Origin of the sequence: Sorangium sp. So ce176 (assembly GCF_051519835.1) — a bacterium.
Taxonomy (GTDB): Bacteria; Myxococcota_A; Polyangia; order Polyangiales; family Polyangiaceae; genus Sorangium; species Sorangium cellulosum_G.
Window position 1 is genome coordinate 360,036 of sequence record NZ_CP150371.1, and the last position, 15,319, is coordinate 375,354.

Sequence of the window (15,319 nt, forward strand, 5' to 3'; positions counted from 1 at the left end):
GCTCGGAGCCCGGAGCGCATCGCCGGCCAGCACCTGCAGTCACCCGTCGTCGTCCGCCCCACGGCCCTATATCGAGGTTGACCATGCCCCACCTGCGGTTCTTCTTCTTCCTCGGCTTCGCCTTGCTCGTCGCGGCCTGCTCGAACGATGCCCCCGGATCGACCAGCGGCGGGGCGCCCCAGTGCGGGACAGGCCAGGTCCTGTGCGGCGATGTGTGCGTGGATCTCGCCACCGACGCGGCGCATTGCGGGTCCTGCGACGTCGCCTGCGCCGCGGGGGAGCTCTGCAACGGGGCGGGCGAGTGCGCGGTGGCGTGCACCGCGGGGCGCGTGGCCTGCGACGAGACGTGCGTCGATCCGGACACCGATCGCGATCATTGCGGCGCGACGGGAGATTGCCGCGGCGACAGCGCTGGCGTCGCGTGCTCGGCCGGAGAGATCTGCGACGGTTCCGGCGAGTGCGCGCTGTCGTGCCAGAGCGGGCTTGTCGCGTGCGACGGCACGTGCATCGACCCCGACACCCACCGCGACCATTGCGGCGCGACCGGCGACTGCCGCGGCGACAACGCAGGTGTCGCGTGCCCGGCGGGAGAGATCTGCAACGGGGCGGGGACGTGCGAGCTGTCGTGCCAGAGCGGGCTCGTGGCGTGCGACGGCACGTGCATCGACCCCGACACCGATCGCGACCACTGCGGCGCGACCGACGACTGCCGCGGGGACAGCGCTGGCGTCGCGTGCTCGGCCGGGGAGATCTGCAACGGGGCAGGGGAGTGCGAGCTGTCGTGCCAGAGCGGGCTTGTCGCGTGCGACGGCACGTGCATCGACCCCGACACCGACCGCGACCACTGCGGCGCGACGGACGATTGCCGCGGTGACAGAGCGGGCGTCGCGTGCTCGGCCGGGGAGATCTGCAACGGGGCAGGGGAGTGCGAGCTGTCGTGCCAGAGCGGGCTTGTCGCGTGCGACGGCACGTGCATCGACCCCGACACCGACCGCGACCACTGCGGCGCGACAGGCGATTGTCGCGGGGACAGCGCTGGCGTGGCGTGCCCGGCGGGAGAGATCTGCGATGGCTCCGGGCAGTGCGAGCTGTCGTGCCAGAGCGGGCTTGTCGCGTGCGGCGGCACCTGCATCGATCCCGACACCGACCGGAATCACTGCGGCGCGAGCGGCGACTGCCGCGGCGACAACGCGGGCCTCGCTTGCTCGGCCGGGGAGATCTGCAATGGCTCCGGGCAGTGCGAGCTGTCGTGTCAGAGCGGGCTTGTCGCGTGCGGCGGCACCTGCATCGACCCCGACACCGACCGGGATCACTGCGGCGCGACCGGCGACTGCCGCGGCGACAGCGCGGGCCTCGCGTGCTCGGCCGGGGAGATCTGCAACGGGGCGGGGGCGTGCGAGCCGTCGTGCCAGCGCGGGCTGGTGGCGTGCGACGGCACCTGCATCGACCCCGACACCCACCGCGACCATTGCGGCGCGACCGGCGACTGCCGCGGCGACAACGCAGGTGTCGCGTGCCCGGCGGGAGAGATCTGCAACGGGGCGGGGACGTGCGAGCTGTCGTGCCAGAGCGGGCTCGTGGCGTGCGACGGCACGTGCGTCGACCCCGCCACCGACCGCGATCATTGCGGCGCGACCGGCGATTGCCGCGGCAGCGATGCGGGCGCGGCCTGCGGCGCGGGCGAGATCTGCAGCGAGGGCGCGTGCGAGGCCTCGTGCGCGCTGCCCCTCGTCGCCTGCGGCGGCGCCTGCGTCGACCCCTTCTCCGACGAGACCTACTGCGGCGCGACAGGCGATTGCGCCGGGGCCGGCGCCGGCTCGACCTGCAGCGCGGGCGAGGCGTGCGTGGCCGGCGCCTGCGCGAGCACGGACTCGAGCCTCTCCGGCCTCTCGGTCTCGAGCGGGAGCCTGAGCCCGGACTTCGACCCCGCCGCGGCGCTGTATGTCGTGTCCGTCGAGGATCACATCGCCTCGATCACCGTCACGCCGACAGCGTCGACCCCGGGCGCCGCCATCACGGTCAACGGGACCGCTGTCCCCTCGGGGATCGCCTCGCCGCCGATCACGCTCACCGAGGGCGGCGCCACGGCGATCACCGTCGAGGTCACCGCGCCGAGCGGGGACGCGACGACCTATGGCGTGGTGGTCCTCCGCGGCGGGATCGCCTCCGCGTACCTCAAGGCCTCCAACACGGACGCGGGCGACCAGTTCGGCTACGCGGTCGCGCTCGACGGCGACACGCTCGCCGTGTCCGCGATCGGAGAGGCCAGCGCCGCGACGGGGGTCGATGGAGACCAGGCCGACAACTCGAAGAGCAGCGGCGCCGTGTACGTGTTCGCGCGCGAGGGCGTCGCCTGGGTCCAGCAGGCGTACCTGAAGCCCTCCACCTCGGATCGAAGCGACAACTTCGGCCACAGCCTCGCCCTCTCGGGCGACACCCTGGCGGTCGCCGCGCCGGGGGAGGACAGCAGCGCCGTCGGCGTGAACGGCGATCAGGCGAGCAACACCGCGCCGAACGCCGGCGCTGTCTACGTCTTCACGCGCAGCGGCGCGACATGGTCCCAGCAGGCCTACCTCAAGGCGTCCAACACGGACGCCCAGGACCAGTTCGGCAACGCGGTGACGCTCGACGGCGACACGCTCGTCGTGGGCGCGCCGAGCGAGGACAGCTCCGCCACCGGCGTGAACGGCGCGCAGGCCAACAACACGGCGTCGCAGGCGGGCGCCGCCTACGTGTTCACGCGCTCCGGAACGGCGTGGACCCAGCAGGCGTACCTCAAGGCGTCGAACACCGGCTCGGGCGACCGGTTCGGCGCGAGCGTCGCGCTTTACCGGGACACCCTGGCCGTGGGCGCGACGGGCGAGGCGAGCAGCGCCACGGGCGTGAACGGCGCGCAGGCGAACAACGGCGCTGCCGGGAGCGGCGCCGTCTACGTGTTCACGCGCAGCGGGGCCGCGTGGACCCAGCAGGCGTACCTGAAGGCGTCGAACACCGGCGCGAACGACGTGTTCGGCGCGAGCGTCGCGCTTTACCGGGACACCCTGGCCGTGGGCGCGACGGGCGAGGCGAGCAGCGCCACGGGCGTGAACGGCGCGCAGGACGACGACACGGCGCCCGGGAGCGGCGCCGTGTACGTGTTCGCGCGCGGCGGGGCCGCGTGGACGCAGCAGGCCTACCTCAAGGCGTCGAACGCCGAGACAGGCGACGTGTTCGGGGCATCGGTCTCGATCGACGAGGACTTCCTCGCCGTGGGCGCGTCCGGCGAGGACAGCAGCGCCGCGGGGTGGGGCGGCGTCGAGTCCGACAACGGCGCTCCCGAGAGCGGGGCAGCGTACCTGTTCGAGCGCTCCGGCGGCGCCTGGGCGCAGGCCTCGTACATCAAGGCGGCGAACACGGGCGCGTCGGACGCGTTCGGGGCGCGGCTCGCCCTCTCGGCCACCACGCTCGTCGTCGGCGCGGCCGGAGAGGACAGCAGCGCCACGGGCGTCGACGGCGACGGCGCCAGCGACGCGGCGGCCGGAAGCGGCGCCTGCTACAGCGCCCGCTGGTAGGGCCCGGCGCGCCACGGGAGACGCTCCGGACCCTGGCGCCATCGTCCGCCAGGCCGATGCGAGATTCAGCCGTCGAAGCGGACGCGCGTGCCCGCCGCGGGGCGGAGCACCGGGAGGTAGCGCGGGGCCGGGAATCCGCCCTGGAGCCTTGGGCCCGAGGCAGGGAGCGTCCGCCCGAGCGCGACGAGGAACTGGACGATCTCCATCCAGGCGAGGTGATAGCCGAGGCAGAAGTGCGCGCCGCCGCCGAACTGGGCGATCTCGAGCGGCGAGATCGCCTCCTTGCGGCCGAGCCAGCGCTCGGGGCGGTAGCTGTCCGGATCCGGGTAGCGCTCGGGATCGCGCGACATCAGCATCAGCGGGATCGCCACGAGCGTCCCTCCGGGGACGGTGCGGCCTTCGAGCTCGAAATCGGCGACGGCGCGGCGGGCGTCGCGGGCCACAGGCGGGTGGAGGCGGAGCGCCTCGCGGAACACGGCCTCGGCGAAGGGGAAGCGGCGGAGATCAGCGGGCGAGCGCGGGAGATCCGGCGCGCTCGACGCCTCCTCGCGGAGCGCGCGCCAGGTCGCGGGGCTCTCGGCGAGGTGGGCGACGCACCAGGCCATGGTCGAGGCCGAGGTCTCGTGTCCGGCGAGGAGGAGCAGGCGGAGGTTGCCCACCAGATCCTGCTCCGAGAGCGGCTCGCCGTCCTCGTCGCGGGCCTGGAGCAGCGCGGGAAGGAGGCCCTTCGCCTCGCCTCGGGCGCGCACGTCGGCGAGGATCCGGCGGATGCGCGCGTCGAGCCAGCCGCGGGCGCGGAGGCCGCGGCGTCGCGGCGAGCCCGGCACGTCGAACGGCAGGTCGAGGGCCAGGAGCATCAGATCCTCGTAGTGGTGGCGCCACTCGGGGAGCTCGTCGTCCTCGACGCCCGTGATCTTGAACATCACCTCGAGGGCCAGCTCGCGGGTCTCGCGCAGCAGCAGGACATCGCGCCGGCCGAGCCAGGAGCGGACCCTGCGCTCGACGCTCGCCGCGACGACCGCGCCGACCTCCGCGGCGTCGAGGCCTTTCGGCGAGAAGGGCCCGTTCATCGCGGTGCGGACGTGGCGGTGCGAGGCGCCGTCGTGGGCCATCAGCGTCTGACCGAAGAGGTGGCCGAGCCCGCCCTCCGTCAGATACGAGGAGTCGACGGACCTGCTCTTGAAGAGCGAGAAGGCGTCGTTCGAGGCGTGGACGAGCTGCCAGCCCTCGACGCCCCGGGTCCAGAAGAGCGAGCCGAAGCGGCGCCGGCCCTCACGGAGCAGGCCGAGCTCGTCGATGGCGAGCGCCGGCAGGTGGCCCACGACAGGGAAGCCGCCGGGGAGGATGGGGAATCCATGCCGGGTCTTGACGCGGCGGGCGAAGGGGTTGCGGCCCCGCAGGAGCGGGAGATCGGTGAAGGAGGCCGGGAGGGCGGTGCTCATGGTGGGTGCGATCCCGTCTTGTACCACCGACCCGGCGACCTCTGGCGGGATCTCCGACGCGCGCGCTGGACGAGCGCCGCCTGCGGGGAATGGAGAGGAGACGCTTCCCCGCCGGAGAGGCGCGTCAGGCGCTGGTCAGTTCACGCACTCCCACTGGACCGTGTAGCAGATCAACCGTCCGAGCTCGTCCGTGCCGCACTCCCCGCCGCCGTCGAAGAACCGCTGTCCCGGTCTACCGCAGGAGGTGGCGTCTTCGCAGTAGCCGCACACGTTGCCGCAAGTACCGCCGATGGCCCCGGCGGCCGCGTAGCCGAGCTCCTGGCAGATGAGATCGAGGTGGAAATAGCCTTCGGAGTTGGCCGAGACCCACGCGGTGTCCTTGTCCGCAGCGCACACAACCCAGGGCGAGCCCGTCCCGACATCCTCCCCGGTCTGGCACACCTCGCCGCCGCCGCCGCCGCCGCCTCCGCCGTCACAGTCCTCCTCCAGCGAGACGTGGATCGGGAAGGTGAGCGAGGTGCCGTAGCCCCAGGTGTCGTAGGCGATGACGCCCAGCTCGTAGTTGCCGGCCACCGTCGTGCTGAACGTCGCCGTCGCGCCGCTCGGCGAGAGCGCCGCATACGCCGGCCCGGAGACCTGGTACCAGTAGTAGCTCACCTCGTCCCCGTCCGGATCGCCGGCGCTGACCGTGATGGTCGCCTCCTCGCACGTGGTGATGAACTTGCTCTCCGCGATGTCGAGATCGGTGATCTGCGGCGGAGAGTTGAGCGCCGCGATCACGTCCAGGCCGCCGTTCGGCTCGCCTGTGCAGTGCGAGACAAGCGTCGTCTCGACGGTCGAGCCGCCGAACACCGAGACATAGCCTTCGGCCGTATAGCAATGCGACGAGGGCGCACCGACGTCCGTCTGCGGCGCGGCGCAGACCCAGTAGTCTCCGGGCGGGAGCACGAACAGCGCATCCGCGAACGGATGGTTCTCGCCGCCGGAAGGGACGAGATCCGCCGGCAGCGCCTCCTCTTCCAGGGGCACCGTCGCCTCGGCGACAGCCTCCCCGTAATAACAGCTGTCGTATGCGTTCACGACCTTGATGTTGATCGCGGAGACGTCGTACGTGGGCCCTGGCGTGGAGAGCGCCACGCGGATCCGTCCTACCTCGCCCTCTTCGCCGGACCCGGGCGCAGGCGATCCGTTGCATGCCCCGGCAAGCAGACCAAGAACCAGCGCGCCGCACTTCAGTGCTTTCATTTGTCCTCTTCCTCCCGGCAGGGGGAATGCGCAAACCGTTGATGCGCTCTCGAACCCCTGTAGATGTAGTATGCACTGGTCTCCTGTGATGAGAAACACCTGCGCGGCGATGAGCACGATTCCCACAGCGCTGGGCGAAGGCAGAAGACGCCAGTGTGACGTCGTCCCGGCGAGTGGTCCGGGCTTGACATTCGTGTCGTTTTTCTCGTCGGGTGAAGGGCGCGCGAGGTGCGGAGTGCGCGCCGTGACCGCGCGGGCTCGAGCGAGCTTGCCGTGATCGGCGGCGAGGGAGGGCGGAGAGGAGAGGGCTTCTTCCGGCGGGCCGACCGCGTCAGGCGCCGGTCAGTTCACGCACTCCCACTGGACCGTGTAGCAGATGAAGCGGCCCAGCTCGTCGACGCCGCAGTCCCCGTATCCGTCGAAGATCCGCTGTCCCGGCCTCTCGCAGGAGGTGGTGCCTTCGCAGTAACCGCACACGCTGCCGCAGGTGCCGCCGAACGCCCCGGCGCCCGCATAGCCGAGCTCCTGGCAGATGAGGTCGAGGTGGTAATAGCCCTGGTCGTCGGCCGAGACCCACGCCGAGTCCTCGTCCGCGGCGCACACAACCCAAGCCGAGCCGGTCGCGCCGTCGGTCCCGCTCCGGCACACGTCGCCGCCGCCGCCGCCGCCGCCGCCGCCGCCGCCGCCGCCGCAGTCTTCCTCCAGCGAGACGTGGATCGGGAAGGTGAGCGAGGTGCCGTAGCCCCAGGTGTCGTAGGCGATGACGCCCAGCTCGTAGTTGCCGGCCACGGGCGCGCTGAACGTCGCCGTCGCGCCGGCCGGCGCGAGCGCCCCCCAGGAAGGTCCAGAGATCTGGTACCACTCGTACCAGACGTCGTCGCCATCCGGGTCGCTGGCGCTGACCGTGATGGTCGCCTCCTCGCACGTGGTGATGAACTTGCTCTCCGCGATGTCGAGATCGTCGATCACCGGCGGAGAGTTGAGCGCCGCGATCACGTCCAGACCGCCGTTCGGCTCGCCTGTGCAGTGCGAGACAAGCGTCGTCTCGGTGGTTGATCCGCCGAACACCGAGACCCAGCTCTCAGCCGTATAGCAATGCGACGAGGGCGCACCGGCGTCCGTCTGCGGTGTGGCGCAGACCCAGTAGTCTCCGGGCGGGAGCACGAACAGCGCATCCGCGAACGGGTGGTTTTCGCCGCCGGGCGGAATCAGGTCCGCCGGGAGCGCCTCTTCTTCCAGGGAGACAGTCGCCTCGGCGATGGCTTCCCCGTAGTAGCAGCTATCGTATGCGTTCACGACCTTGATGTTGATCGCGGAGACGTCATACGTGGGACCTGGCGTGGAGAGCGCCACGCGGATCCGTCCTACCTCGCCCTCTGCACCGGACTCGGGCGAAGGCGATCCGTTGCACGCCCCGGCAAGCAGCCCGAGAACCAGCGCGCCGCACTTCAATGCTTTCATTTGTCCTCTTCCTCCCGGCAGGGGGAAATGCGCAAACCGTTGATGCGCGGTCGAACCCCCGCGAACCTGGTCAGTATGCACGGAGGCCACATGGGGCGAACTACCTCCTGGGTGTGAGCACGATTCCCACAGCGCCGGTGGGCCGCGCGAGGAGCCTGGGTGAGCTCTCGCCCGGCGGGGAGGCTCGGGCTTGACATTCCTGTCGTCTTCGGGTGAACGGCCCTCGCCGGAGGTGCGGAGTGCGCGCCGCGCTCGCCGCGCCGCTCCAGACGAGCCTCCTGCGCTCGCCAGGCGCTCGAACGGGCCTGCGGTCAGCCCGCCGCGCCGCTCATCGCGCCTCGGCGGCGCCCGGAACCCGCGAGTCCAGCCCCACGATGCGGTCGAGCAGCGCCCGATCGAGGCTCGCCTCCACCGCGGTGGCGAGCCGGTCGTACTCGTCGTGCCGGCTCGGGATCGCCGGCTCGCCCGCGGGCGCGGCGAGCCCTCGCCTCGCGCGCAGGGCCGCGAGCAGCGCGCGCCGGAGCCCGTCGTTCTCGAAGATCCCGTGGATCATCGTCCCCACCACGGCGCCGTCCGGCGACACCGCCCCGTCGAGCGCCGCCTCGGCCCGGCCGCTCCTCGATTCGATCGCGAACGCCGCGCGCGCGCCGCTCGCCCGCTCGACCTGGCCCATGTGGATCTCGTAGCCGGTCAGCTCTGCTCCCCCCGCGCTCGCCGCGCCCGCCGCCCCCAGGAACGAGTCGCCGGCGATCCGCGCCCGGACCTGCGCTGTCGTCTTGGTCCGCTCGAACCGCGTCCACACGTCGAGCAGCCCGAGCCCCCGCGCCGACGGCTCGGCCGACTCGACGCCTTCCGGATCCTCGATCGCGCCGCCGAGCATCTGGCAGCCGCCGCAGATCCCGAGCGTCCACCCGCCTTGCCGGGCGCGCGCCGCCACCGCCTCGGCGAGGCCGCTCGCGCGCAGCCACGCGAGATCGGCCATCGTGCTCTTCGTCCCGGGGAGCACAACGAGGTCCGCGCCCCCGATCTCGTCCGGCCGCTCGATGAACCGCACCGCCACGCCCCGCTCGTGCTCCAGCGGCTCCACGTCGTCGTAGTTGGATATCCGCGGCAGCCTCACCACCGCGATGTCGAGCTCCCCGGGCCCCGCCGGCCCCCGCCGCCGCCGGTTCTCGAGGGCCACCGAGTCCTCGTCCGCGATCCGGAGCTGCTTCACGTACGGCACCACGCCGAGCACCGGCACGCCCGTCCGCGCCGTCAGCATCTCGAGCCCCGGCTCGAGCAGCTTGATGTCGCCGCGGAACTTGTTGATCACGAACGCTGCCACGCGCGCCCGCTCGTCGGGATCGAGCAGCGCCATCGTCCCGACCAGCGCCGCGAACACCCCGCCGCGGTCGATGTCGCCCGCGAGGAGCACCGGCGCGTCGGCGACGCGCGCGACGTGCATGTTCACGATGTCGCGGTCCTTCAGGTTGATCTCCGCGGGGCTGCCCGCCCCCTCGATCACAACGACGTCGTGCGCCTCGCGGAGCCGACCGAGCGAGCGGGCGATGATGTCCTTGAGCTCGCCGCGGTAGGCGAAGTAGTCGCGCGCGTGGAGGCTCCCCATCGGCTTGCCGAGGACGACGACCTGAGAGCGCGAGTCGCCCTCCGGCTTGAGCAGGATCGGGTTCATGTCGACCGTCGGCGCGACCCGCGCCGCCTCGGCCTGCACCGCCTGCGCCCGGCCGATCTCGCCGCCGTCCGGGGTCGCGAACGAGTTCAGCGCCATGTTCTGCGACTTGAACGGCGCGACCCGGAGGCCCCGCCGCTGGAACATCCGGCAGAGCGCCGTGCAGAGCAGGCTCTTGCCGACCGAGGACGCGGTGCCCTGCACCATCACCGTGAGCGCTGTCATCGAGCGAGGCCTTCTCCAAGCGAACGCGCCGCGAGCGCGGCCGCCGCGAGCGCGGCGAAGAGCAGCGCCGCGAGCACAACGATCCGGCACGCCTCGTCGATGAGCCCCCGCCGGAGCGGCTCGATCGGGTCGCCGAGGCGGTAGTGGCCGCGCTTCTCGAGCTCGACGCGGAGCAGCCCGGCCATCGCCGCCATCGGCCGCCCCGCGTTCGGGCTCTCGGTGCGCCCGCCGTCGCGGAGGAGCACGGCGAGGCCGCGGCGCGCGTCGGCGCCGCGCAGCCACCCGGCGGCGATCAGCAGCAGCGCCGTGAGCCGCGCCGGCACGAAGTTCAGCGCGTCGTCGAGCCGCGCCGACGCCTTGCCGAGGTACTCGTAGCGGCCGTGGTAGCCCACCATCGCGTCGAGGGTGTTCACCGCCCTGTAGAAGAGCGCGCCCGGCAGCCCGAACAGGGCGAAGTAGAACAGCGGCGCGACGAAGCTGTCCGACGCGTTCTCCGCGACCGACTCGATCGAGGCGGCCACGAGCGCGGGCTCGTCGAGCTCCGACGGGTCGCGGCTGCAGAGGCTCCGCAGGGCGCCGCGCGCCGCGGGGACGTCGCCGGCCGCGAGCGCGTCGCGCACGCCGGAGGCCGCGTCGCGGAGCGCGCGCAGCGCGAAGGTCGGCTTCAGAAAGAGTGCTGACAAAGCGAAGCCAACGACCGGGTGCGGGGCGATCAGCGCGGCGAGCCCGGCGCCCAGGGTTGCGAACAGGCAGGGGACGGCGAGGGCCATGAGCGCGCCGAAGAGCAGCTCGGCCACGCGCCCGGACCGCGGCGCGCGGCGCTTCAGCGCCTGGATGGCCGAGCCCATCCACACGACCGGGTGGACGGCGGCCGGCGGCTCGCCGCAGGCGAGGTCGAGCGCGACGGCGGCGAGCAGCGCGGCCGCGGCGGTCATCGCGCGTCCTCGGCGCCGGCGAGCGCGACAGGGCCGGGGCGCAGGCGCAGGACGGCGCCCATCACGGCCACGTAGAGCTCGCTGGCCGACCGGTTCAGCCGCTGGTGCGCGCGTCCGGCGAGGTCGCGGAAGGCCCGGCCGAGCCGGCTCTCGGGCACGACGCCCATGCCCACCTCGTTCGACACGAGGACGACGTGGGGCGTCGCGGACTCCACGGCGGCGGCGAGATCCTCGATGCGCGCCTCGATGCGATCGAGCTCACGGCCCTCGGTCTCGTCGCGGAGCAGCAGGTTCGACAGCCACAGGGTGAGGCAGTCGACGACGACGACGTCGACGCCGCAGAGCGAGGCGATGCGCTCGGGGAGCGCGACAGGCTCCTCGATGGTGGTGAACTCGTCGCCCCGCTCGCGGGCGTGCGCGGCGATGCGCGCCCGCATCTCGTCGTCGAACGGCTCGGCGGTCGCGATGAACGCGCGGCGCGCGCCGAGCGAGCGCCCGAGCGCGAGCGCGAAGGCGCTCTTGCCGGAGCGCACGCCGCCGCCGACGAGGGCGATCCGCCGCGGCGCCGCGCGCTCGCCGCTCATCGCCCGAGCTCCTCCCGGTGCGCGGCGGCGCTCGCCACGAGCCCCTCGGGGACGAGCGGGTTCGAGGCCCAGTGCGCGTGCACGTACGAGGCGAGGACGCGCTGCGCCGAGTACCCCTCGCGCGCGACATGGCCGCCGCGCCGGCGGCGCACCGAGTAGGCGTGCTCGATCGGCAGGGCCGCCTGCGCGGCCTGCGCGGCCGGCGGCTCCGGCGGCGCCGGCGCGGGCTGCGCGGGGCGGAGCTCGGAGTAGCGGAACTGGTGCCCGCGGAAGCGGAGCCCGGCGCCGCCCAGGATCGTGCGCGCCTGCGTCTCGACCTCCACGTAGCCGAGCGCCTGCAGCTTCTCGCACATCACGGCCTCCGCCGGCACGAGCCCGACCATGGGGTGCGCGCGCCCGTCGAGCGTGCGGATCGCCTCGGTCAGGTACATGAGCCCGCCGCACTCGGCGTAGATCGGCCCGCCGCGGCCGGCGAACGCGCGGATCTCCGCGCGCAGCCCGGCGTTCTCGGCCAGCCGCTCCGCGTGCGCCTCGGGGTAGCCGCCGCCGAGGTAGAGCGCGTCGACCTCGGGCAGGCGCGCGTCGCGGAGCGGCGAGAACCGCACGAGCTCGGCGCCCGCGGCCTCGAGGCGGCGCAGGTTGTCCGCGTAGTAGAAGTGGAAGGCCTCGTCGAACGCCACGCCGAGGCGCACGCGGCGCTGCTGCGCCCCGCCGCTCGCCGCGGTCCCGGCGCCGGCCGCTGCCGCGACGGGCGCAGCCTCCGCCGCCGGCGCGGTCGCCTCCGCCGCCTGCGGCAACGCCGGCGCGCTGCGCGCGATCTCGAGCAGCGCGTCGAGCCCGATCCACGCCTCGGCCTGCGCGCCCCAGTGGTCGAAGCGCTCCTCCGGGAGTGCTGCCTCGTCGGCCGTGCGCAGGCCGAGGTGGCGCTCCGGGAAGCTCTGCGCCTCGTCCCGCGGCAGCCCGCCGATCACCGGCGTCGACCGGTTCGCCTGCGCCTGCGCCTGGCGGAGGATGTCGAGGTGCCCCCGGCTGCCGACCTGGTTGCACACCACGGCGGCCACGCGCACCCCCGGATCGAAGCCCGCGAACCCCTGCACCAGCGCCGCGACGCTGCGGGCCATCCCGGACGCGTCGACGACGAGCGCGACAGGCGCCTCGAGCCACTTCGCGATCTCGGCCGTCGAGCCCTCTTCTCCGGTGGGGCTCGCGCCGTCGAACAGCCCCATCACCCCCTCGATCAGCGCCACGTCGGCGCCCGCTGCCTCCGCCGCGAACGTCGACAGGACCGCGTCCCGGCCCATCATCCAGCCGTCGAGGTTGTGCGACGTCCGGGCGACGGCGCGCGCGTGGTACGTCGGATCCAGGTAGTCGGGGCCGCACTTGAACAGCGCGACCCGCAGCCCGCGGGCGCGGAGCGCGCGCGCGATCGCCACCGTGGTGGTCGTCTTCCCGACGCCGCTCGCCGTGCCGGCGACGACGAGCCGGGGGATGGCCAGGCTCATCAGAAATCGACCCCGATCTGCGCCTTCGCGCCCTGCTCGAACGGGTGCTTCACCGACTTCATCTCCGTCACCAGATCGGCGAGCGCGACGAGCGCGTCCGGGGCGTTCCTGCCGGTGATCACCACATGAACGTGCGCGGGCCTCCCGCGCAGCGCCTCGAGGAGCTCTTCCTCCGCGACGAAGCCGTAATTCAGCGCATACGTGATCTCGTCGAGCACCACGATGTCCTGCTCGCCGCTCCCGATGAGCGCCGCGGCCTCCTGGAAGGCAGCGCGCGCCGCCGCCTTGTCGCGCGAGAGGTCGTCGCTCTCCCAGGTGAAGCCGCGCCCCATCACGAGGAAGGTCAGGCCGGGGAGCGTCTCGGCGAACAGGCGCTCTCCCGTCTTCCACTTCCCCTTGATGAACTGCACGACGGCGACGCGCATGCCCCGGCCGAGCGCCCGGAACACCATCCCGAGCGCGGCGGTCGTCTTGCCCTTGCCGTGGCCCGTATAGACGATGACGAGCCCTCGTCGACCTGCCGTTGCCTCGGCGCTCACGAGCCCTCCTCCGCCGGGCGCGGATCGCGGGGCTTCTTCTCGGCCTTGCGGAACCGGTGGCTGAACTCCGGATCATAGAGCCGCGAGTCGGCGAAATCCGTGGACGTGAGCACCCGGCCGACGAGGATCATCGACTGGCTCTTGATCCCCTCGGCCCGCACCTTCTCCCGGATGTCGGCGAGCGTGCCAGTCACGATCTTCTGATCGGGGCAGCTCGCCTTGTGCACCACCGCGACCGGGCAATCGGCGCCGTAGGCCGGGATGAGCGCCGCTGTCACGTCCTTGAGCAGGGTGATGCTCAGGAACAGGCAGAGCGTCGCCTGGTGGCGCGCGAGCTCCTCGAGCCGCTCGGCCGGCGGCACCGGCGTGCGCCCCTCGGCGCGCGTCAGGATCACGGTCTGCGACAGCTCGGGCAGCGTGAGCTCGCGCCCGAGCGCCGCCGCCGCCGCGGTGAACGACGAGACGCCGGGGATGATCTCGTAGGGGATCCCGAGCGCCTCCAGCCGGCGCATCTGCTCGGCGGTCGACCCGAAAAGCACCGGATCGCCCGTGTGCACGCGCGCCACGTCGTGCCCCGCCTCCCTGGCCTCGACGAAGACCTCCACGATCTGATCGAGCGTCATGCCGGAGGAGTCGATGACCCGGGCGTCCGGCCGCGCGGAGGCCACGATCTCCCGCGGGACGAGGGAGCCCGTGTACATGACGACGGGGCAGCGTGCGACGAGCTCGGCGCCGCGGACCGTGATGAGCCCGGGGTCGCCCGGGCCCGCGCCGATGATGTAGACGCGCATGGGGTTTTCTCCTCGTTTCGTGCGCCGGCGATCCCGCCGGGGACGGCGGGCGCGCGAAGCTAGAGCGATCGCGAGGCGAACGCCAGGGTGCATCGTGGCGCCGTCACGAGCGCCGGCGCTGCCCGTCTCTCCGGCAGGCGCGGCGCCCCTGTTGCGCGCGGAGGCCCCGCTGTAGCGGCGGCGTCGCGCTCGCGCGCGGCGCCGCCAGCCGTCTCACACGAGCTCGCCTTGGTCGAGGGGGACGCTCGTCAGCCGGGGTACCACGTCACCCGCGGATCATCGGGGGCGCGCACGTGGTCGAAGGCGGCGTCCGCGAGTCGCGTCAGGTTGTACTGAGGCCGCCAGCCGAGCAGAAACCTGGCCTTCGTGTTGTCCAGCCATGTCGAGCGGTAGGGCGTCTTCACCTTCACGCTCGGCAGGCCGCGGGTAGCTTCCAGGTAAGACGCCAGCTCGCCGTAGTCCACCGGCTCATCCATGCAGATGTTGAAGGTCTGCTGGCGGGCCTTCTCATGGCCGATCGCCATGAGGATCGCGGCGACGAGATCCTCCACATGCACGAAGTTACGCTTCACCGGCTTGCCGTCAGGGTCGAGCATCACAGGGACGGCGCCCGAGCGAACGTGACCCTCCGCCGCCTCGGCGCCGACCAGATCGCGCCACCTCGGCCCGCCGAACACGTCGTCACCGAACGATAGCTGGGCCTTGAAGTCGTCCTTCTCCATGATCCACGGCGCACGCAGGCAGCATCCGTTCAGATCATACTGGACGTAGTACTGCTCGAGCATGACCTCCTCGAGCACCTTGGACAGCGCATAGCAGCCCGGGTAGGCGCTGTGCTTCTGCGCCTCCGTGACGGGGACGGGGTGAGGATAGAAGAAGTGGCCCACGCCGGCGTCGCCCCCGATGAGGATGAACTGCTCGAACGCAGGGCTGACGCGGCAGGCCTCGAGCAGCCAGAACATGCCTTTGACGGCCACGTCCATGATGCTCTCGGGCGTCTCTTTGCTCGTCGCGAGGTGCAGCACGTGGCTCACGCCCTCCACCGCCTCGCGGGCCACGGCGCTGTGCTCGATCGACCCGCGCACCACCTCCAGGCGCGCCGTCGGCGCCAGCAACCGGTTGTGGCACAGCGCGCGAACCTTCCATCCCTCGAACCTGGGGTCCGACAGGAACCTGCGGATGAAGGCCTGGCCGACCTTCCCCGCCGCCCCGGTGACCAGGACTCGCTTCGTCTCACTCATCTTGTCGCCCTCGCTCGCCGTCTCGTTCTGTTCGTCAGCCGGAGTCCCGCCTCCGCGCCGGCTACGTCAGGTCGGTGAGCGGCCCGGTGACGTAGTGCAGGCCGCGGATTGTGAACGGTCACATTTTCTGT

Annotated in this window: 11 protein-coding genes; 1 reads left to right on the forward strand and 10 read right to left on the reverse strand. The window is 72.5% G+C overall.

Annotated features, from left to right (window positions below; genetic code table 11):
* Positions 1–83: 83 nt before the first annotated feature.
* The gene (locus tag WMF42_RS01370) at positions 84–3,551 is read left to right on the forward strand and encodes a cadherin-like beta sandwich domain-containing protein (RefSeq protein ID WP_437689855.1); all 3,468 of its coding nucleotides are present in this window, start codon (positions 84–86) and stop codon (positions 3,549–3,551) included.
* 65 nt (positions 3,552–3,616) lie between these two features.
* On the opposite strand, the gene WMF42_RS01375 is transcribed toward WMF42_RS01370, so the two are convergent.
* The 10 genes from WMF42_RS01375 to WMF42_RS01420 all read right to left on the reverse strand — a co-directional run bounded on the left by WMF42_RS01375 (position 3,617) and on the right by WMF42_RS01420 (position 15,188).
* The gene (locus WMF42_RS01375; RefSeq protein ID WP_061606550.1) at positions 3,617–4,993 is read right to left on the reverse strand and encodes a cytochrome P450; all 1,377 of its coding nucleotides are present in this window, start codon (positions 4,991–4,993) and stop codon (positions 3,617–3,619) included.
* A gap of 135 nt (positions 4,994–5,128) precedes the next feature.
* Positions 5,129–6,238: a hypothetical protein gene (locus WMF42_RS01380; RefSeq protein WP_437689856.1), complete on the reverse strand. Its 1,110-nt coding sequence runs from the start codon at positions 6,236–6,238 to the stop codon at positions 5,129–5,131.
* 342 nt (positions 6,239–6,580) lie between these two features.
* Positions 6,581–7,699, reverse strand: a complete 1,119-nt coding sequence (locus WMF42_RS01385; RefSeq protein ID WP_437689857.1) for a hypothetical protein — start codon at positions 7,697–7,699, stop codon at positions 6,581–6,583.
* 328 nt (positions 7,700–8,027) lie between these two features.
* A complete protein-coding gene (locus WMF42_RS01390; protein ID WP_061606553.1) occupies positions 8,028–9,596 on the reverse strand; it encodes a cobyric acid synthase in 1,569 nt (522 codons plus the stop codon).
* On the reverse strand, positions 9,593–10,531 hold the full coding sequence (locus WMF42_RS01395; RefSeq protein WP_437689858.1) for a cobalamin biosynthesis protein: 939 nt from the start codon (positions 10,529–10,531) through the stop codon (positions 9,593–9,595). The genes WMF42_RS01390 and WMF42_RS01395 overlap by 4 nt, the downstream gene beginning before the upstream one ends.
* Positions 10,528–11,115 carry a bifunctional adenosylcobinamide kinase/adenosylcobinamide-phosphate guanylyltransferase gene (gene cobU / locus WMF42_RS01400; RefSeq protein WP_437689859.1) on the reverse strand — a complete coding sequence of 196 codons (588 nt, stop codon included), beginning with the start codon at positions 11,113–11,115 and terminating at the stop codon, positions 10,528–10,530. The genes WMF42_RS01395 and cobU overlap by 4 nt, the downstream gene beginning before the upstream one ends.
* Positions 11,112–12,617 (reverse strand): cobyrinate a,c-diamide synthase, encoded by a 1,506-nt coding sequence (locus WMF42_RS01405; protein ID WP_437689860.1) that lies wholly within the window; start codon positions 12,615–12,617, stop codon positions 11,112–11,114. The genes cobU and WMF42_RS01405 overlap by 4 nt, the downstream gene beginning before the upstream one ends.
* Positions 12,617–13,156 carry a cob(I)yrinic acid a,c-diamide adenosyltransferase gene (cobO, locus tag WMF42_RS01410; RefSeq protein ID WP_061606557.1) on the reverse strand — a complete coding sequence of 180 codons (540 nt, stop codon included), beginning with the start codon at positions 13,154–13,156 and terminating at the stop codon, positions 12,617–12,619. Before cobO ends, WMF42_RS01405 begins: the two co-directional genes overlap by 1 nt.
* Complete coding sequence (gene cobM, locus WMF42_RS01415; RefSeq protein ID WP_061606558.1) at positions 13,153–13,947, reverse strand: precorrin-4 C(11)-methyltransferase; 795 nt, start codon at positions 13,945–13,947, stop codon at positions 13,153–13,155. Before cobM ends, cobO begins: the two co-directional genes overlap by 4 nt.
* A 248-nt stretch (positions 13,948–14,195) precedes the next feature.
* Complete coding sequence (locus tag WMF42_RS01420) at positions 14,196–15,188, reverse strand: NAD-dependent epimerase/dehydratase family protein (RefSeq protein WP_437689861.1); 993 nt, start codon at positions 15,186–15,188, stop codon at positions 14,196–14,198.
* Between the last annotated feature and the right edge of the window lie 131 nt (positions 15,189–15,319).